The following is an 18879-nucleotide window of genomic DNA, read 5'->3' as shown; positions in this document are numbered from 1 at the left end:
GCAGATGACCTTCTGACCTTCCGTCCGTATAGGTTTGCATCTCAGAACAACAACAAACTTTCCGAGGAAGCAGACCCATGAGCTTTTCCCGCCGCACGCTTCTCAAGGCCTCCGCCGCGACCGCGATCCTGGGCGGCCTCAGTGCGCCCCATGTGGCCCGCGCCCAGAGCGCCGAGTTCACCTACAAATACGCCAACAACCTGCCGGACACCCATCCGCTGAACGTACGCGCCAAGGAGATGGCGGCGGCGATCAAGGCCGAAACCAAGGGCAAGTTCGACCTCCAGATATTCCCGAACAACCAGCTCGGGTCCGACACCGACATGCTGAGCCAGATCCGCTCCGGCGGCGTCGAGTTCTTCACGCTGTCGGGGCTGATCCTGTCGACCCTGGTACCGGCGGCGTCCATCAACGGGATCGGCTTCGCGTTCCCGGACTACGGGACGGTCTGGAAGGCCATGGACGGCGATCTCGGCGCCTTCGTCCGCGGCGAGATCAAGAAGGCCGGGCTCGAGGTCATGGACAAGATCTGGGACAACGGCTTCCGCCAGACCACGTCGTCGAGCAAGCCGATCACCCATCCGGACGATCTCAAGGGCTTCAAGATCCGCGTGCCGGTGTCGCCGCTGTGGACCTCGATGTTCAAGGCGTTCGATGCGGCGCCCGCCTCGATCAATTTCGCCGAGGTCTATTCCGCGCTGCAGACCAGGATCGTCGAGGGCCAGGAAAACCCGCTGGCGATCATCTCGACCGCCAAGCTCTACGAGGTGCAGAAATACTGCTCGCTGACCAACCACATGTGGGACGGCTTCTGGTTCCTGGCCAATCGCAAGGCGTGGAGCAGCCTGCCCGAGGATGTGCGCACCATCGTCGCCAAGAACATCAATGCGGCAGCGCTCAAGGAGCGCGAGGATACCGCCAAGCTCAATGCCAATCTCCAGCAGGAGCTCGCGGGCAAGGGCCTGACCTTCAACCAGCCCGCGGTCGCGCCGTTCCGCGACAAGCTGCGGTCCGCCGGCTTCTATGCCGAGTGGAAGGGCAAATATGGCGACCAGGCCTGGGACCTGCTCGAAAAAGCCGTCGGCAAGCTGTCGTAACGCGTTGGAGCCGTCATGGCTCATATCGAGGTCGAAGTGAGCGGAGTGGCGGGCGAGGCGGCTGTACGGTCCCCTCGCCGATCTTCGCTGCTGGCCTCGACGGAGCGCGCGCTCGGCCTCCTCGTCGAAATCCCGGCGGCCATTTTGGTGGTCGCCGAGATCGCGATCCTGTTTGCCGGCGTGGTCGCGCGCTACGGCTTGCACCGGCCGCTGATCTGGTCGGACGAGCTCGCCTCGATCCTGTTCCTGTGGCTCGCCATGCTGGGCGCGGCGGTCGCGTTCCGCCGCTCCGAGCACATGCGCATGACCGCGGTCGTCGCCAGCGCCAAGCCGGCCACGCGGGCCTGGCTCGATCTCGTCGCGACCTGCGCGGCGCTGGCCTTCCTGGCGCTGATCGTCTGGCCGTCCTGGGACTACGCCTACGAGGAAAGCTTCATCACCACGCCGGCGCTGCAGATCTCCAATATGTGGCGCGCCGCAGCGCTCCCGGCCGGCATCTGCCTGATGGCGGTGTTTGCGCTGTTGCGGCTGCTGCGCGCAGCAGATTACCGCATGGTGCTGATGGCCGTAATCTCCGTTGCCGTCGTCGTCGGCTTGTTCTGGCTGGCCCAGCCTTATCTGCGGCCGCTCGGCAATCTCAACCTCGTCATCTTCTTCGTCGGCGTCGCCGGCTTCTGCGTCTTTGCCGGCGTTCCCATCGCGTTCGGCTTCGGGCTCGCCATCTTCGGCTATCTGGCGCTGACCACGCGCACGCCGGTCATGGTGCTGGTCGGCCGGATGGACGAGGGCATGAGCCACCTCATTTTGCTCTCGGTGCCGCTGTTCGTATTCCTGGGGCTCCTGATCGAAATGACCGGCATGGCACGGGCCATGGTGGCGTTCCTGGCGAGCCTGCTCGGCCATGTCCGCGGCGGGCTGCATTACGTCCTTGTCGGCGCCATGTACCTGGTCTCCGGCATCTCAGGTGCCAAGGCCGCGGACATGGCGGCGGTCGCACCCGTGCTGTTCCCAGAGATGAAACAGCGCGGCGCCAAGCCCGGCGATCTCGTCGCCCTTCTTGCGGCAACGGGCGCGCAGACCGAAACCATTCCGCCGAGCCTCGTGCTGATCACGATCGGATCGGTCACCGGCGTCTCGATCGCCGCGCTGTTCACCGGCGGTCTCCTGCCCGGCGTGGTGCTCGCGATCACGCTGTGCATGCTGGTGTGGTGGCGCTACCGCCACGAGGACATGAGCCATGTCCGACGCGCCACAGGTGGCGAGATCGGCAAGACCTTCGTCATCGCCCTGCCCGCGCTCGCGCTGCCCTTCGTGATCCGCTACGCCGTGGTCGAAGGCATCGCGACCGCGACCGAAGTCTCCACTATCGGCATCGTCTATGGCGCCCTGGTCGGCCTGCTCGTCTACCGCCGCTTCGACTGGCGGCGGCTGTTTCCGATGCTGGTCGAGACCGCGGCGCTGTCGGGCGCGATCCTGCTGATCATCGGCACGGCCACCGGCATGGCCTGGGGGCTGACGCAATCAGGCTTCTCGCGCTCGCTGGCGTCCGCCATGACCGGATTGCCGGGTGGCGCGGCGACCTTCATCGCCGTCTCGATCCTGGCCTTCACCATCCTCGGCAGCGTGCTGGAGGGCATCCCCGCGATCGTGCTGTTCGGGCCGCTGTTGTTTCCGATTGCGCGTGCGGTCGGCGTGCACGAGGTGCATTATGCCATGGTGATCATTCTCGCCATGGGTATCGGGCTATTCGCCCCGCCCTTCGGCGTCGGCTATTATGCCGCCTGCGCCATCGGACGCGTCGATCCAGCCGAAGGCATCAGGCCGATCTGGGGCTATCTGCTGGCGCTGCTGGTAGGATTGATCGTCGTCGCCGTCTTTCCGTGGATCTCGATCGGATTCCTGTAAACCGGCGCGTAAGGGAGGTGTCGATGAGCGAGCGGCAGAGCCAGTACAATATCGGCCTCGACAAGACGCCCGCCAACTACGTGCCGCTGAGCCCGTTGAGCTTCCTGGCACGCAGCGCCGCGGTCTATCCCGATCATGCCAGCACGGTCTACGAGGGGCGCAGCTTCACCTGGCGCGAGACGCATGAGCGCTGCAAGCGCTTTGCTTCGTATCTTGCCGGCAAGGGCATCGGCGTCGGCGACACCGTCGCGGCGATGCTGCCGAACATTCCGGCGATGAACGAGGTGCATTTCGCCGTCCCCATGACCGGCGCCGTGCTCAACGCGCTGAACATCCGGCTCGATGCGCCTTCGATCGCATTTCAGCTCGACCATGGCGGCGCAAAGATCATTCTGGTCGACCCGGAATTCTCTAGCGTGATCACCGACGCGCTCGCGCAGATGACCGGCCCAAAACCGTTCGTGATCGACGTCGACGACGCCGCGTTCAAGGGCGGAAGGCGCATCGGCGAGATCGAGTATGAGGCCGCGCTCGCCCAAGGCGATCCCGACTTCGCCGCGATCCTGCCGGGCGACGAATGGGACGCGATCGCGCTGAGCTACACCTCGGGCACCACGGGAAATCCCAAGGGCGTCGTCACGCATCATCGCGGCGCCTATCTGAATGCCGTCAGCAATATCCTCGCGGGCCAACTCGGCCAGCATCCGGTCTATCTCTGGACACTGCCGATGTTCCACTGCAACGGCTGGTGCTTCCCCTGGACCATTGCGGCGGCCGCCGGCACCAACGTCTGCCTGCGCAAGGTCGAGCCGACCAAGATCTTCGAGTTGATCAAGCAGCACGGCGTCACCCACATGTGCGGCGCGCCGATCGTCTACAACACGCTGATCAACGCGCCCGATGCACCGAAGGGCGATGCCGCGCGGCGCGTCGTCGGCCTGATCGCCGGCGCCGCGCCGCCGGTCGCGGTGCTCGAAGGCGCCGAGAGCCTCGGCATCAAGCTGACGCACGTCTATGGCCTGACCGAGGTCTACGGCCCCGCCTCCGTCTGCGCCGAGCAGCCTGGCTGGGATGATCTGCCCGCAGCCGAGCGCGCCAGCCTGAAGCGGCGGCAGGGCGTACCCTACCCGCTCGAGGAAGCCGTCACCGTCATCGATCCGCAGACCATGAGGCAAGTACCGCGCGACGGCGAGACCATCGGCGAGGTCATGTTTCGTGGCAACATCGTGATGAAGGGCTACCTCAAGAACGACAAGGCGACGCAGGAAGCCTTCGAGGGCGGCTGGTTTCACACCGGAGACCTCGGCGTGCTCGACGTGCATGGTTACGTCATCATCAAGGATCGCTCCAAGGACATCATCATCTCCGGCGGCGAGAACATTTCCTCCGTCGAGGTCGAGGACATTCTCTACAAGCACCCGGCCGTGCTGTTCGCCGCCGTGGTCGCAAAGCCCGATCCGAAATGGGGCGAAGTGCCCTGCGCCTTCGTCGAGCTGAAGGACGGCGCGAGCGCGAGCGAAGCCGACATCATCGCCTTCTGCCGCTCGCATATGAGCGGATTCAAGACGCCGAAGGCTGTCGTGTTCGGGCCGATCCCGAAAACGTCGACGGGAAAGATCCAGAAATTCCTGCTGCGCAACGAAGCGGGATCGGCGAAGGCGATCTCGGCCTGAGCTTGTCTCGACTCCGCGGCCTTTGGCCCGTCGCCGCGAAGTCGTTGCGCAGTTTCGGCGAGGTCGGGTTCGCCGAGTCCCGTCGTCCTCACATCTTCTTGTAGGCTTCAACCAGCGCCTGGCCGTCGGCTCCCGCCTTCTTGAGCCAGTCGGCGGTGAGCTGTTCGCCGATCTTCTGGAAGCCGGCCTTCAGCGCCGGGCTCGGCGGCTCGACCGTCATGCCCTTGGCCTTGAGCTGGTCGATGTACCAGGTGCTCTTGTCCTGCCAGGCCTTCCAGCCGCGGGTTTCCGCGGTCGCGGCGGCCTTGAGGATAGCCTCCTGGGTCGGCTTGTCGAGCGCCTCGAACGCAGCCTTGTTGACGAAGGTGTAGTCCTTCGGGATCCAGGCTTGCACGTCATAGAAGTACTTCAGCGACTCCCATGCCTTCGCATCGTAGCCCGTGCCGCCCGACGACATGAAGGAGTTCACGACGCCGGTGGCAAGCGCCTGCGGCAACTCGGCGGCCTGAATGGTGACGGACTGCGCGCCGACCAGTTCGCCAATGCGCGCAGTCCCAACGTTATAGGCTCGCCATTTGAGGCCCTTCATGTCCTCGATGCTCGCAAGCGGCTTGTTGACATAGACGCCCTGCGGCGCCCACGGCACGACGAACAATAGCTTGAGCCCCTGCGCGTCCAGCTTCTTGGCAATCAACGGCTTCGACGCCTGATACAGCTTCATGGCGTCCGGGAAGCTGGTCGCCAGAAATGGCACGACGTCGACCCCGAACACCGGATCCTCGTTCTCGTGGATCGACAGCAAGACTTCGCCCATCTGCGCCTGCCCGGTCATCACCGCGCGCTTGATGTCGGGCGCCTTGAACAGCGAGGCGCCGGGATGAACCGTGATCTGGAGCTTGCCGGATGTCGCGGCTTCGACGTCCTTGGCGAACGCGACGAGGTTCTCGGAGTGCGGGTTGTCGGCTGGATACGCTGCCGGCAGATTCCATTTGGTTTGCGCCAATGCGGGCGTCGCGGCCAGCACGGCGCCGGCGATCAGGGATGCGCGGAATAAACGAGAGATCATGGGGCTTCTCCTCACAGTCAATTTCAAAACGTACGCTCAGTCTGGGAAAGCAAGCTTGGGCAAGAACATCACGATCTGCGGATATTCCGTGATGATGAACACGGACGCGAGCAGCAGGACGAAGAACGGGAATGCTGCCCGGGCGACCGTCAAGGTATCGCGGCCGCTCATGTTCTGGAGCACGAACAGATTGAAACCGACCGGCGGCGTGATCTGCGCCATCTCGACGTGGATGATGAGATAGACGCCGAACCAGACCAGGTCGAGACCGGCCTGCTTGACCATCGGCAGCACGATTACGGCAGTTAGAACGATCATCGAGATGCCGTCGATCAGGCATCCCAGGATGATGTACATGATGCTCAGATACAGCGCGAGCATGCCCGGGGTGAGCTGCTGGCCCTGGACCCAGGTGGCGAGTGCCGCCGGAATGCCCGTATAAGCCATCGCTGCGGTCGTGTAGGCAGCGCCTGCCAGGATCAGCATGATCATGCAGGTCAGGCGCGTCGCGCTCATGATGCTCTCGAGGAAGTTCTTGCGTGTGAGCGTGCGGCTCCACCACGCCAGCAGCAGCGCGCCGGAAACGCCCCAGGCGGCGCATTCGGTCGCGGTCGCAAATCCCAACACGAGCGACAGGAAGACGGCCAGGATCAAAAGCAGGCATGGGGCGAGCTTGGCGGATTCTTGCAGCTTCCGCCGAAACGACATCGGCGGGTCGCGCGGCGGGACCTTTTTTGGATTGAGCAGCGACCAGATAATGATGTAGCCGGAATAGAGCACCATCACGAGCACGCCCGGCAAGAAGCCGCCGAGGAAGACCTGAAGCACGGAGACATTTGCCGTGACCGCATAGACCACCATCGGGATCGACGGCGGGATCAGCAGGCCGAGCGTGCCGGAGCCTGCGAGCGATCCGAGGCTGAGGCCCTTGTCGTAACCACGCTTGTCCAGCTCGGGCAGCGCGATCTTGCCGATGGTCGCACAGGTCGCCGCCGACGAGCCCGACACCGCCGCGAAGATGCCGCAGCCGATCACGTTGACATGAGTGAGGCGCCCCGGCAGCCACTGAACCCAGGGTGACAGGCCTCGAAACATTTCCTCGGATAATTTGGTGCGGAAAAGGATTTCGCCCATCCAGATGAACAGCGGCAGCGCGGCCAGCGTCCATGACGAACTCGCGCTCCACGTCGTGGTCGCAAGCACCGAGCCGAGCGGCAGGCTCGTGGTCAGCGCCATCGCCACGAAGCCGACGAGCCCGAGCGATACCGCGATCCAGATGCCGCTTCCCAGCAGCAGGATCATGACGCCGAGCAGAATGAACGACAGTTCGATCATGCCGAGATTGGCCATCGTCAACCTCCGCCGCCCTGCGATATGCGTTCGATGAATTCGTCCGGGGTCTCGTCCGGCGAGCCCTTCTCGTAGCTTGGCCGGTTGCCGCCGACCACACTGACCATTTCATCAATGAGCGCGATCGACAGGATCACGAGTCCGCCGGAAAACCCGAGCTGCGGAATCCAGAGCGGAAGCGCCACGACGCCCTGCGCCACATCGTTGAAGCGCCAGGAATCGTAGGTCATCTGCACGGCATGCCGGGTGAAATAGAGGATGAAAGCGGCGGCAATGCCGAGGGCCACGACCTCCGCAACCTGTTTGGAGCGCCCATGCAGACGCTCCAGCAGCAGGCCGACCCGGATCATCTCTCCGCGCTTGAAGGTGTGAGCGAGGCCGAGGAATGCCATCGCGGCCATGCACCAGGAGGCGAAATCATCGCCGGCGGGAATGTTGACCGCAAACTGGCGCCCGATCGACATGATCATCATGATTGCAAAGATCGCAACCATGAAGGCCCCGGCGGCGTAGCCCGCACCGAGATAAAGGAGATCCAGCGCGCGTCGCACCGGTCCACGGCTCGTGACATCGTCCCCTGCCAACGCGATCCCCATCCTCACACGAGGCGATTCAGACGTCCCGGCGATCGCACGTCGCGCGCCGGTCCTGCATGAATATCGCCCCTGCCCAGCGCCTGTCTTTCAGACGTTAGATCAACATGATGGGGCTAGCGCAAGCAAGGAGTATGCCGGCTCTCACCGGAATTTCCACCGCAGGTTCAGCGGGTCTCCAGCCGCAGCCCGTCATACGCGGGCACCACGCCCGCCGGCAGCGACTGCCGGATCACCTCATAATCGACATCGGCCGTCATGTTGGTGATGACGGCGCGCTTCGGCTTGAAGCGCTCGATCCAGGACAACGCGTCGTTGATGCTGAAATGACTGACATGGCTGGTGTAGCGGAGGCCATCGACGATCCAGAGATCCAGATTTTCCAGGGCGCCCCAGCTCTCGCGCGGGATGTCGTTGAGGTCGGGAGTGTAGGCGGCATCGCCGATGCGATAGCCCAGCGCGGGAATGTTGCCGTGCTGCACCAGGAAGGCAGTCATCGTCACCGCGCCGCCTTTCCCCTGGATCGTCTGGCTTTCACCGGCCTCGATCGACTGCGCCGTCAGGATCGGCGGATAGTCGCTGCCCGCCGGCGAGACGAAGCAATAGGAAAACCGCGACATGATGTCGTTCGCAGTCGTCTGATTGAGATAGGTCGGAATCCGCCGGCGCATGTGCATCACCACCGAACGCAGATCGTCCATACCGTGGGTCTGATCGGCGTGCTCGTGGGTCAGGAATACTGCATCGATGTGGTCGACATTGGTCGCGAGCAATTGTTCGCGCAGGTCCGGCGAGGTGTCGATCACGATACGCGTGGTGCCCTCGTCCGAGGTCTGCTCGACCAGCAGCGAACAGCGGCGACGGCGGTTCTTGGGATTGTTGGGATCGCAGGCACCCCAGCCGAGTGCCGGGCGCGGCACGCCGGCGGAGGAGCCGCAGCCCAGGATCGTCAGCGTCAGCGTCATGCGGCTCCCAGTTCTAAGCTTTCACCCTCGAGAACAGGCGAAAGAAGTTGTCGCTTGTCTGGCGCGAGATCTCGTCAAACGACACGCCACGTGTTTCGGCAAGCACTTTTGCGACCTCGACCACATAGGCCGGTTCGTTGCGCTTGCCCCGGAACTTGCCCGGCGCAAGGTAGGGCGAGTCCGTTTCAACCAGAATACGGTCGGACGGCAGTTCGGCCGCAAGCGCGCGCAAGGCCTCGGACTTCTTGAAGGTCAGGATGCCCGTGAAACCGATATAGAGCCCGAGCGAGACCGCCTTCAGCGCCAGCTCGCGCCCGCCGGTGTAACAATGCAACACGGCGCGAAACGATCCCTTTGCCGTCTCCTCTTCAAGGATGCGGCCGCAATCCTCGTCCGCCTCACGGGTGTGGATCACCAGCGGCAAGCCGGTGGCGCGGGCCGCGGCGATGTGGGCACGAAAGCCCCTCGCCTGCGCCTCCGGCGAGCCGTTGTCGTAGAAATAGTCGAGCCCGGCCTCGCCGAGCGCGACGACCTTTGGATGCTGCGTCAGTGCGATCAGCTCGTCCGGCGCGATGCCGTCTTCCTCATCCGCGTTGTGCGGATGGGTGCCGACCGAGCAATAGACGTCGTCGTAGCGCTCGGCGATGGCCAAAAGCTGGTTCAGCTTTCTCACCCGCGTCGAGATCGTGACCATGCGGCCGATGCCGGCCGCTCGCGCCCGCGACACGATCCCGTCGAGATCCTCCGCAAAGTCCGGAAAATCCAAATGGCAGTGGCTGTCGACCAGCATGGTGCGAACGCCCTTAGGCTGCCGGCTCGATGTAGCGCGGGAAGGCCGGCGTCGGCGCGGGCAGCGTCGTACCGGGCGCGATGCGCGTCGCGCCGCCGAGCGCAGCGAAGTTGCGCTCCCCTTCGGGGATACCGAGGCTGTCCAGCAGCAATCCCGAGGCCGTCGGCATGGCCGGCTGGGCCAGGATCGCGATCTGGCGCACGACTTCGGCGGTGACGTAGAGCACCGTCCTCTGCCTGACAGGATCGGTCTTGGCGAGCGCCCACGGCGCTTCGCCCGCGAAATAGCGGTTGGCTTCCGCGACCACGGCCCACACGGCATTGAGCCAGTGATGGATTTGCTGCGTCGCCATCGCTTCGCGGGACGCCGCGAGCATGCCGTCGGCTTGTGACAGGATCGCCTTGTCGTTGTCGCTGAATTCGCCGGGATCCGGGAGCACGCCGCCGAGCTGCTTGGCGATCATCGACAGCGAGCGCTGCGCGAGGTTGCCGAGATCGTTGGCGAGATCGGCATTGATGCGCGCGACGATGGCCTCGTGATTGTAGTTGCCGTCCTGGCCGAACGGCACCTCGCGCAGAAAGAAATAGCGCATCTGGTCGACGCCGTACTGGTCGGCGAGGTTGAAGGGATCGACCACGTTGCCGACCGACTTCGACATCTTCTCGCCCCTGCTGAACAGGAAGCCATGGGCATAGACCCGCTTCGGTAGCGGGATCCCGGCCGACAGCAGGAAAGCCGGCCAGTACACCGCATGGAAGCGGATGATGTCCTTGCCGATGATGTGCACGTCGGCAGGCCAATAACGCCAGTTGTTGTCGCTCTCGTCGGGGAAGCCGACGCCGGTGATGTAGTTGGTGAGCGCGTCGACCCAGACATACATCACGTGCTCTTCGTCGCCGGGCACCTTGACGCCCCAGTCGAACGTCGTGCGCGAGATCGAGAGATCGCGCAGGCCGCCCTTGACGAAGCTCACCACCTCGTTCTTGCGGGAGTCGGGGCCGATGAAATTGGGCTGCGTCTCGTAGAGCTTGAGCAGCCTGTCCTGATAGGCCGACAGGCGGAAGAAGTAGCTCTTCTCCTCGACCCATTCGACCGGCGTGCCCTGTGGCCCGAGCCGCACGCCGTCGTCGTTCAGGCGTGTCTCGTCCTCGGCGTAATAGGCTTCGTCGCGCACGGAATACCAGCCGGCATAGATGTCGGCATAGATGTCCCCGTTCGCTTCCATGCGCCGCCAGATCTCCTGGCTGGAGCGATGATGCTGCTCCTCGGTGGTGCGGATGAAGCGGTCGAACGACACGTTCAGGCGCTCGTCCATTTGCTTGAAACGGCCGGCATTGCGGGCGGCGAGCTCCGAGACGGACATTTTTTCGCTGGCCGCGGTCTGAACCATCTTCTGGCCGTGCTCGTCGGTGCCGGTCAGGAAGAACACATCGTTGCCGTCGAGTCGCGCGAAGCGCGCCAACGTATCGGTCGCGATCGCCTCATAGGCGTGGCCGATATGGGGGCTGCCATTGGGATAGGCGATCGCGGTCGTGATGTAGAAGACGTTGTCGCGCGCGGGCACGGCCACGGGCGTGGTGGCCTGCGGCCCGGCGTCGGACTTCGGTGCGCGCGGGGCCTTGGGCTTGGCAATTTTCGGCGGTGTGGCGACAGGAGCTAGTGTGGTGGTCACGGCAGGCGCAGCCACCCTCGCCGTCTTGGCTATCGTCTTCGCCGGGGCCTTGTTTTTCGCCGAAGCCTTGTTATTCGCCGAAGCCTTGGCAGGCTTTTTGGTCGCTGTCTTGACCGTCTTCTTGGCGACGACCTGCTTCTTCGCTGCCTTCTTTGCCGTCTTCCCGGCGCTCTTCTTCCCGGATTTCTTGGCGGCCGTCTTTTTGGTCTTCGTGGCTTTCTTGACCTTCTTGGCAGCTTTGCGCGCGCGCGCCTTCACAGCCTTCTTCGCGGCTTTCTTGACGGCCTTCGTGGCAGCCTTCTTCTTGCTGCTCTTGCCTTTAGCGATTTTCTTAGCTCGCGCTGCCACGGCGAATTCCTTTACCGGCTTCTCGAAATTGGGAAACGAACCTGCGTTAGTTTATTGTCTTGAGCGTGATCCCATCGGAAAACCGCCGCACACTTTCCCGGATCATGCTCTAGCGCGTTGCGTCCGCCAGCCAGCCGAACACCGAGAAAACCAAGGGCTTTCGCTCCAGATTGTAGGTTTCGGTGTCGCGCGCGGCGCGGACGATCTTTTCCCATACCTCAGCTAGGCGCGCAAGGCGCGGCAGATTCTGGTTGGCATTGGCTTCGTCAGCGTGCAGGCGTTCCGCGATCCAGCGATCGATGCCGTCGATGAAGGCGGCAAGCGCAACGCGGTCGCTGGTGCCGAGCGAATCGCCGAGCGTGTGCAATTCGCGCGGATCGACCTGCGGCAGTCGCGCCAGCAGCGCGGCCGTGCGCTGCTGGAGCTTCAGGGCGTCACCGCCGAGCAGCGTCAGCGCCCGCGCGACGCTGCCCTCGGAAGCCTCGGCCGCCTCGCGCAATGCCGGATCGTTCGGGTCGAGATCGGCAGCGGTTGCGGCTGCGGCAATCACATCGTCGGTTGCGAGGGCGCGCAGGCGCAGCTTGCGGCACCGCGACTGAATCGTGGCGAGCACGCGCGCGGGCGCGTGGCTCACCAGCAGGAACAGCGATTGCTGCGGTGGTTCCTCGAGAATTTTCAGCAACGCGTTGGCGGCATTCGGATTGAGCTCGTCAACGGTGTCGACGATGCAGACGCGCCAGCCTTCGGCCGCTGCGGTCGAGCCGAAGAAACCGATCGTCTCGCGCGTCTCGTCCACGGTGATCACGGTGCGCATCACGCCGCGATCGTTGGCGGTGCGCTCCAGCGTCAGCAGGCCCCCATGCGAGCTCGCCGCAACCTGCCGCGCCACGGCGTCATCAGGATTGATGGCGAGATCTTCGGCGCGCTGCACGAACGGCGCCGAAGGCTGGCCGTGCGCGAGCACGAAGCGCGCCATCCGATACGCCAGCGTTGCCTTGCCGATGCCTTGCGGCCCGCCAATCAGCCAGGCATGCGGGATGCGCCCGCTGCGATAGGCAGCGAGCAGCGCGGTCTCGGCCTCGCGATGGCCGAACAGAAGGCTCGTCTCGCGCGGATGAGAAATGGCGGTTTCGCGCTCGGTCTGACGCGGGCTCATATGGACACCACCGATGCCGGCGTTGGAAGCAGGCGATCACGCAGCGCGTTCCAGATGCGTCCGGCAACCGTGTCGGGATCGGAATTGGCGTCGATCAGCACGCAGCGCGCGGGATCGTCCGCCGCGATCTTGCGATAGGCCTCGCGCAGGCCCTGATGGAAACCGAGCTTCTCGGCCTCGAACCTGTCTGGCGTGCCGCTGCCGCGGCGTGCCGCTGCGCGCTGCAAGCCGATCTCGACCGGCAGGTCGAGGATGATGGTGAGGTCCGGCTTGAGATCGCCGATCGTGACCCGCTGCATCGCGTTGATCAGCGCCGCCGGCACCTGGCCGAGGCTGCCCTGATAGGCCCGCGTCGAGTCGGCGAAGCGATCGCACAGCACCCAGGTGCCCTGGTTGAGCGCGGGCTGGATCACGGTGCGGACATGATCGTCGCGGGCGGCCGCGAACAGCAGCGTCTCGGCCTCGGGTCCGAGCAGCTTGCCCATGCCCGACAACACCAGATGGCGCATGATCTCGGCGCCCGGCGAGCCGCCCGGTTCGCGCGTGACGAGAATGCGCATCCTGGCCGCCTTGAGACGGTCGGCGAGCTTCTTGATCTGGGTCGACTTGCCCGTGCCCTCGCCGCCTTCAAAGGTGACGAAACGCCCGCGTCCGGACGGCCACTTTACCGCGCTTTCACTCATGATCAGAGCTTCTCGGCGCCCGCACGGAACATGCCGATCACAAGCTCGCTGGCGCCGTCGATCGCACGGCGCACGGTCGAGCCGGTGCCGATCGCGTCAGCGGCATAGACCGGCGTCTCCACCGCGATGTTGCCGCTGCGCCAGACCCTGACCAGCCCGACCTTCTGGCCGGCCCCGACCGGCGCGCGCACCGGACCGCTATAGACGATGCGCGCAATCAGCTTGTCGCTGCCGTTCTTGTGCACCATCACCTTCACAGGCGTCTTGGCCACCAGTTTCACCGAGCGGCTCTCGCCGCCGAACACCTTGGCGTAGCCGACGGGTTGATCGGCCGCGATCAGCGTGCGGGTCTCGAAATTGCGAAAACCCCATTCCAGCATCTTCTTGGCTTCGGTCGCGCGATCTTCGGGGTCTTCCAGCCCGTTGATGACGACGATCAGCCGCGTGCCGTTCTGCACCGCGGAGCCGACCATGCCGTAGCCGCCTTCCTTGGTGTAGCCGGTCTTCAGACCGTCGGCGCCTTCCATGGAATTGAGCAGCGGATTGCGGTTGGGCTGGCGGATCTTGTTCCAGGTGTATTCCTTCTCGCCGAACAGTTTGTAGAATTCGGGGAAATCGAGAATGATGTGCCGGGCGAGGATGCCGAGCTCGCGCACCGTCATCTTGTTGGCGGGGTCGGGCAGACCGTTGGAATTGCCGAAGGTCGATTTCGTCAGGCCAAGCTCACGGGCGCGCTTGGTCATGAAGTCGGCGGCGAAAATCCGCTCGTTGCCCGCCATGGCTTCGGCGAGCGCAATGCAGGCGTCGTTGCCGCTCTGGATGATCGCCCCGTGCAGGAGATCGTCGACTGTGACCTTGCTGTTGATCGCGGCGAACATGGTTGAGCCGCCGGAGGGCGCGCCGCCCCTGCGCCAGGCGTTCTCGCTGATCCGGTATTCGTCGGTCAGCTTGATGTCGCCCTTCTTGATCGCGTTGAAGACGACCTCGGCGGTCATCAGCTTCATCATGCTGGAGGGCGCGCGCAGCTCGTCGGCGTTCTTCTCGAACAGCACGCTGCCGCTGGAGGCTTCGATCAGGATCGCGGTCGGTGCGTCGCCGTCGAAGCCGGCATCATCTGTTTTCTTGGCGCCCTGGACGCTCTGGTTGGCCGCGTAGAGCGCCCCGCCCCAGCCAATGGTCGCCACCAGAGCCGTCGCGATCAGCCCACGCGCCAGCGCTCCGGCGGTGAACCGGCTGCGCCCCAACGAGGAAAGATGAAATTCCATGGCCAAGCCCTGAGAGCGGCGTTCTAACAGTTGGAGCCGGTGCGAACAACAAGGGGTGGCCGCTTGTCCCGAGATTGCACGATTCTCGTCCGGCCCCTATCGTGGCACCTCAGATTTTCTGACCAAACCCCTGAAACAAGGCGGAAAAGCGATGTCCTCCACCCGCGTGATCAAGGCCAACGGGATCGACCTGTTCATCCGCGAAGCCGGTCAGGGGCCGCTGGTGGTGCTGTGCCACGGCTGGCCGGAACTCTCCTACTCCTGGCGCCACCAGATCCCGGCGCTGGCGCTGGCCGGGTTTCGCGTCGTCGCCCCCGACATGCGCGGCTATGGCCAGAGCTCAGCGCCGCCCGAGGCGACGGCCTATTCGATCTTCGACACGGTCGGCGATATCGTCGGCCTCGTGCAGGCGCTTGGCGAGACCAAGGCCATGGTGGTCGGTCACGACTGGGGTGCACCGGTGGCCTGGCACGCGGCGCTGTTCCGGCCGGACATCTTCACGGCGGTCGCCGGCCTGAGCGTGCCGCCGCCGTTCCGCGGCCGCGGCAAGCCGCTCGACCTCCTGCGCCAGGGCGGCATCACCAATTTCTATTGGCAGTATTTCCAGGCGCCCGGCGTTGCCGAAGCCGAGTTCGAGCATGACGTCGCGCGCACCATGCGCATCGTGCTCGGCGGGCGGGGCCTTGCCGATCCCTCCGCGGCCATGTTCGTGCAGGAGGGCAAGGGCTTTCTCGGCCACGGCAATCCGGAGGAGCCTCTGCCGGTCTGGCTCGGCGAGACTGACCTTGCCTATTTCACCGAAGCCTTCCGTAAGTCCGGCTTCCGCGGCGGGCTGAACTGGTATCGCAACCTCGATCGCAATTGGGAGCTGACGGCGCCCTGGCAGGACGCGCTAATCCACCAGCCCTCGCTCTTCATTGCCGGTTCGAAAGACGCCGTCATCACCGGCCTGATCGGAGCCAAGCGTGTCAACGAGCTCGAGCGCGTGCTGCCCAATCTCAAGCGAAAGCTGATCATCGAGGACGCCGGCCATTGGGTCCAGCAGGAGCGGCCCGACGAAGTGAATGCGGCGCTGGTGAAGTTCTTGAAGGAAAGCGCGGCCTAGTAGAGGCCGCGACCGCTCAGGATGCCGCGGGCCTCGGCAGCGCCGTCCGAGGCGTAGGCGCCGGACGGCGCGCTCTCGGTGGCATAGCGGCCGTCCCCGTCATAGGACACGGCGCGCGCGTTCTGGAGCGCCCGGCCCCGGTTGCGGCTCGAGGCCGACATTTCCGAGGTCGCATTGAGTGAAGCCATGTCGGCGGAGGTGTTGCCGAGATTGTAGGGCCGTCCCTCCGGGGTCGGAATTTCGCCGCGCATGGCGCCGCGGTTCGACGATGACAGCTCCGGCACGAAGGGTCTCGCGGAGGCGACCCGGACCATCGACGGTGACGGCGCCGGGGTCCCGGTGCGCAAGGTCGCCATCAACTGGCGGTCGTCGGAGCCTTCCAGCGGCGCCCGGCCGACATATTCGACGCGGACCTTGGCGACCCCATTGCCTTTGAATTCAAGCAGTTCGGCGGCTTTGTTCGAGACGTCGATGAGCCGGTTGCCGTGATAGGGCCCGCGGTCATTGACGCGGACGATCAGCGACTTGCCGTTCGAAACGTTGGTGACCCGCGCATAGGACGGCATCGGCAGGGTCGGATGCGCCGCGGTCAGCGAGCCCATGTCGAACACTTCGCCATTGGCGGTCAGGCGGCCGTGGAAATCGTCGCCGTACCAGGACGCCATGCCCTCGGCACGGTAGTTGACGTCCTCTTCGGGCACATAGGTCCGGCCACCCACCACATAGGGCTTGCCGACGCGGTAGGCGCCGCCGCCCTTCGGGACCGGATCACCGAAAGCCACGACCCGGGGGCTTGAGGACACGCCGTATTTCGGATCGACCCGGCTGGCGAATTTATTGGAGGACGCGCAATTGGCGAGCGCAAGGCAGGTCGCTGCCATCGCTGCAGCGCGCGCGACCCGCAACACCGAATCTGACCCTCGGATCCCCATTCGCCCCAAATACCACTTTGCCGGAGGCGTACCTAACCCGCTTTGGCTACGGGGCAGCGCTGTCCGGTCCTTTGCTCCGAGGCGGCCCACCACCGCGTCGGACGTGGTAACGATAACGCAACCCGAACACGGCGGAAATGGGGAGCGCACAGCGTTCACGCCGGGATGGTAAACGGGGCGTGTGCGTCCGCCCCGTTGAACTACGGGGGGCGGGCACCCTACTCCGCGCCACGGCTGGACATTCTGTTGCGCCAAATCCTCACTCCACCCCCATTGTCGCGCCGCTCACTGGAATTCTTTTGACTGTGCAAGGCCGCCCGCGTTTTCTCGCGTGCAGGGCGGAATGGAATGAGACGATGATCGAGACGGTTTCGGCACTGATGGGTTTGGTAAGCGCGGGGATCTTCCTGGCCCATGCGTTCGAAGGTTACCGCACGAGGGCCTGAGGCGCTCGCGCGGGCGGCAAGCATCACCCTTTCAAGACGGCACGTTCGGAGATTTTTAATCGATCCGATCGAGCATCGCAGACGAGAGCGGCAGGTGTCCCATGCGCAACCATGACCTCGTATCCGATGGCTTCCTGGCATTGACCGCCGGTGGTTTGGTCCTGCTGTGCTCCAGCCTCGTGGCATTGGCCTTCGCCTGAGCACCCCAGCATTCCCGAGAAATACGTTTACCGCAGTCCAAGCAGCGAACGCCGATAGAGGCTGTCACGGGCTTCGTTCAGGCAGACGAAGCTGCCGGTAAAACCCTGGCCGTACCGCTTCTGGCTTTTGCCGTAGTAGATACCTTTGCTGAAATCGAGCCAGACGACCCGGTCGTGCGGGCAATGACGCTGCGCCTGCGCCTCGTAGCGAAATGGCGTCAGCGGTGTGGCCGATACCTCAGCGCCACTGCAGCCGACCAAGATCGCAACGGCGAGCGCGATCACGCCGGGCCATTTGCCGAAGCCGCTCCAAGATACTCCGCAAGCCACACCCCGCCTCCCGATCCTGGCCGTCGCACGAAGGCCGCTCGGGCACGATAGCACGAAACAGCACGGTCTTCGGAAAGCGACACGCGCCTCACGTCTTCCGCGGGCCACCTTGTCGGGTTACAGGAATGGAAGATGATCTTGGTGCGAGGATGCTGCTGAATGTCGGTTGAGCCTGGACCCGAACTCCGCACCGAACCGCGCCTGCCCTTGCCGCGCCTGGGCTTGATCCCAATGGTCATCTTCGGCTCGCGCTGGCTGCAACTGCCGCTCTATTTCGGGTTGATCGTGGCGCAATGCGTCTACATCGCGCTGTTCCTCAAGGAGCTCTGGCATCTCTCCTGGCACGCCCTCGACCTCACCGAGCAGCAGATCATGATGAGCGTGCTGGCGCTGATCGACGTCGTGATGATCTCCAACCTGCTCGTGATGGTGATCGTCGGCGGCTACGAGACGTTCGTCTCGCGGCTCGAGCTCCAGGGCCACCCCGACGAGCCGGAATGGCTCGGCCACGTCAACGCGAGCGTCCTGAAGATCAAGCTCGCCATGGCCATCATCGGCATCTCCTCGATCGCGCTGCTGCGGACCTTCATCGAGGCCGGCAATCTGGGATCGAACCGCGCCGGCTTTACCGAGACCGGCGTGATGTGGCAGGTGCTGATCCACCTCACCTTCGTCGTCTCGGCGATCGGCATTGCCTATGTCGACCGACTGAGCGACTCCGGGGCGCGTAACCATGCTGAGTGAGCCTCGTGCGCCGGCTTGCTACTTGTCCGCTTCGAGTTGCTGCAACGCCTGATGCAAGCATTCCTGAAGCTTGGCTGCGACCTGTTCGCGGGCGACGCCTTTGGCGGCAAGATCACCTGACACCTTGTCGAGGATCTCGTCCATCGTCCGGTTCTCCAGATGGTCCGTCACCAACGCCGTCGCGTAGCCGGCTGCGGCATCGCCGCTGAGGCCGAGCTCGGTTGCGGCCCAGAGCCCGAGCAGCTTGTTGGACCGGGCCGTGGCCTTGAACATGAGCTCCTCGTCGTGGACGAATTTGGCCTCAAAGCCCTGCTCGCGCTTGTCGAACGTGGTCATGGTCAGCTCCATTGTCGTTTTCGCTGATCGGGTTCGGACTGGCTGGAAGCGAACGTCTCCGTGGTTCAAATCAGGATCATATGAAGTCTCCGGCGGAAGCCAAACGCCGTCAAGCCCGCTCGGCTGCGCCCACCGGGCCCGTGCAGGACACGGACCAGCTCTAGGCCAGCCAGCTCGGCTAGGCAGGGATATTTACTATTCGTTAAGCAGACTCAGCGCCGCA

17 protein-coding genes are annotated in these 18879 nt (G+C 64.4%); 5 read left to right on the top strand and 12 right to left on the bottom strand.

Translation table 11 applies throughout. The features are described 5' to 3' along the window. Window positions 1–77: 77 nt before the first annotated feature. Genes AC0L2F_RS16660 through AC0L2F_RS16650 form a run of 3 tightly spaced genes read left to right on the top strand, consistent with a single transcriptional unit; the run spans window position 78 to window position 4675 of the window. A complete protein-coding gene (locus AC0L2F_RS16660; protein ID WP_473249076.1) occupies window positions 78–1097 on the top strand; it encodes a TRAP transporter substrate-binding protein in 1020 nt (339 codons plus the stop codon). Between the two features lie 15 nt (window positions 1098–1112). Further along, window positions 1113–3002: a TRAP transporter large permease gene (locus AC0L2F_RS16655; protein WP_473249075.1), complete on the top strand. Its 1890-nt coding sequence runs from the start codon at window positions 1113–1115 to the stop codon at window positions 3000–3002. Window positions 3003–3025: 23 nt separating this feature from the next. After that, on the top strand, window positions 3026–4675 hold the full coding sequence (locus tag AC0L2F_RS16650) for an acyl-CoA synthetase (protein ID WP_473249074.1): 1650 nt from the start codon (window positions 3026–3028) through the stop codon (window positions 4673–4675). A gap of 88 nt (window positions 4676–4763) precedes the next feature. Here AC0L2F_RS16650 and AC0L2F_RS16645 read toward each other — a convergent pair whose 3' ends face one another. The 9 genes from AC0L2F_RS16645 to AC0L2F_RS16605 form a co-directional block, all read right to left on the bottom strand. Then, complete coding sequence (locus tag AC0L2F_RS16645) at window positions 4764–5741, bottom strand: TRAP transporter substrate-binding protein (protein WP_473249073.1); 978 nt, start codon at window positions 5739–5741, stop codon at window positions 4764–4766. A gap of 36 nt (window positions 5742–5777) precedes the next feature. Next, window positions 5778–7091 (bottom strand): TRAP transporter large permease, encoded by a 1314-nt coding sequence (locus tag AC0L2F_RS16640; protein WP_063996349.1) that lies wholly within the window; start codon window positions 7089–7091, stop codon window positions 5778–5780. 2 nt (window positions 7092–7093) lie between these two features. After that, window positions 7094–7687, bottom strand: a complete 594-nt coding sequence (locus AC0L2F_RS16635) for a TRAP transporter small permease (protein ID WP_247434706.1) — start codon at window positions 7685–7687, stop codon at window positions 7094–7096. Window positions 7688–7851: 164 nt separating this feature from the next. Further along, window positions 7852–8649: an MBL fold metallo-hydrolase gene (locus AC0L2F_RS16630; protein ID WP_473249072.1), complete on the bottom strand. Its 798-nt coding sequence runs from the start codon at window positions 8647–8649 to the stop codon at window positions 7852–7854. Between the two features lie 13 nt (window positions 8650–8662). Then, on the bottom strand, window positions 8663–9439 hold the full coding sequence (locus tag AC0L2F_RS16625) for a TatD family hydrolase (RefSeq protein ID WP_063996346.1): 777 nt from the start codon (window positions 9437–9439) through the stop codon (window positions 8663–8665). Window positions 9440–9452: 13 nt separating this feature from the next. After that, window positions 9453–11459 (bottom strand): methionine--tRNA ligase, encoded by a 2007-nt coding sequence (gene metG / locus AC0L2F_RS16620; protein WP_473249071.1) that lies wholly within the window; start codon window positions 11457–11459, stop codon window positions 9453–9455. Between the two features lie 109 nt (window positions 11460–11568). Further along, window positions 11569–12615, bottom strand: coding sequence for a DNA polymerase III subunit delta' (locus AC0L2F_RS16615; protein WP_473249070.1), 1047 nt, complete (start codon window positions 12613–12615; stop codon window positions 11569–11571). Further along, window positions 12612–13298 carry a dTMP kinase gene (tmk, locus tag AC0L2F_RS16610; RefSeq protein WP_007610357.1) on the bottom strand — a complete coding sequence of 229 codons (687 nt, stop codon included), beginning with the start codon at window positions 13296–13298 and terminating at the stop codon, window positions 12612–12614. The genes AC0L2F_RS16615 and tmk overlap by 4 nt, the downstream gene beginning before the upstream one ends. Window positions 13299–13300: 2 nt before the next feature. Beyond that, the gene (locus tag AC0L2F_RS16605; RefSeq protein ID WP_473249069.1) at window positions 13301–14563 is read right to left on the bottom strand and encodes a D-alanyl-D-alanine carboxypeptidase family protein; all 1263 of its coding nucleotides are present in this window, start codon (window positions 14561–14563) and stop codon (window positions 13301–13303) included. A 151-nt stretch (window positions 14564–14714) separates the two neighbouring features. Here AC0L2F_RS16605 and AC0L2F_RS16600 point away from each other — a divergent pair, with 151 nt between their 5' ends. Continuing rightward, window positions 14715–15668, top strand: coding sequence for an alpha/beta fold hydrolase (locus AC0L2F_RS16600; protein ID WP_007610365.1), 954 nt, complete (start codon window positions 14715–14717; stop codon window positions 15666–15668). On the opposite strand, the gene AC0L2F_RS16595 is transcribed toward AC0L2F_RS16600, so the two are convergent. Together AC0L2F_RS16595 and AC0L2F_RS16590 are read right to left on the bottom strand one after the other, a co-directional pair. Then, entirely contained in the window at window positions 15665–16600 is a 936-nt protein-coding gene (locus tag AC0L2F_RS16595) for a septal ring lytic transglycosylase RlpA family protein (RefSeq protein WP_473249068.1), read from the bottom strand. The genes AC0L2F_RS16600 and AC0L2F_RS16595 overlap by 4 nt on opposite strands. 673 nt (window positions 16601–17273) lie before the next feature. Then, window positions 17274–17576 carry a hypothetical protein gene (locus tag AC0L2F_RS16590; RefSeq protein WP_063996340.1) on the bottom strand — a complete coding sequence of 101 codons (303 nt, stop codon included), beginning with the start codon at window positions 17574–17576 and terminating at the stop codon, window positions 17274–17276. A gap of 159 nt (window positions 17577–17735) precedes the next feature. Between AC0L2F_RS16590 and AC0L2F_RS16585 the strand changes: the two genes are divergently transcribed. Further along, complete coding sequence (locus AC0L2F_RS16585) at window positions 17736–18320, top strand: TIGR00645 family protein (protein WP_007610369.1); 585 nt, start codon at window positions 17736–17738, stop codon at window positions 18318–18320. A gap of 18 nt (window positions 18321–18338) precedes the next feature. On the opposite strand, the gene AC0L2F_RS16580 is transcribed toward AC0L2F_RS16585, so the two are convergent. Continuing rightward, window positions 18339–18656: a DUF1476 domain-containing protein gene (locus AC0L2F_RS16580; protein WP_007610371.1), complete on the bottom strand. Its 318-nt coding sequence runs from the start codon at window positions 18654–18656 to the stop codon at window positions 18339–18341. Window positions 18657–18879: the final 223 nt, after the last annotated feature.

It is taken from the genome of Bradyrhizobium sp. Ken64, from assembly GCF_055807555.1.
Note: the sequence above shows the minus strand (reverse complement) of the source record. Positions and strands in the feature narration are given on the sequence as shown.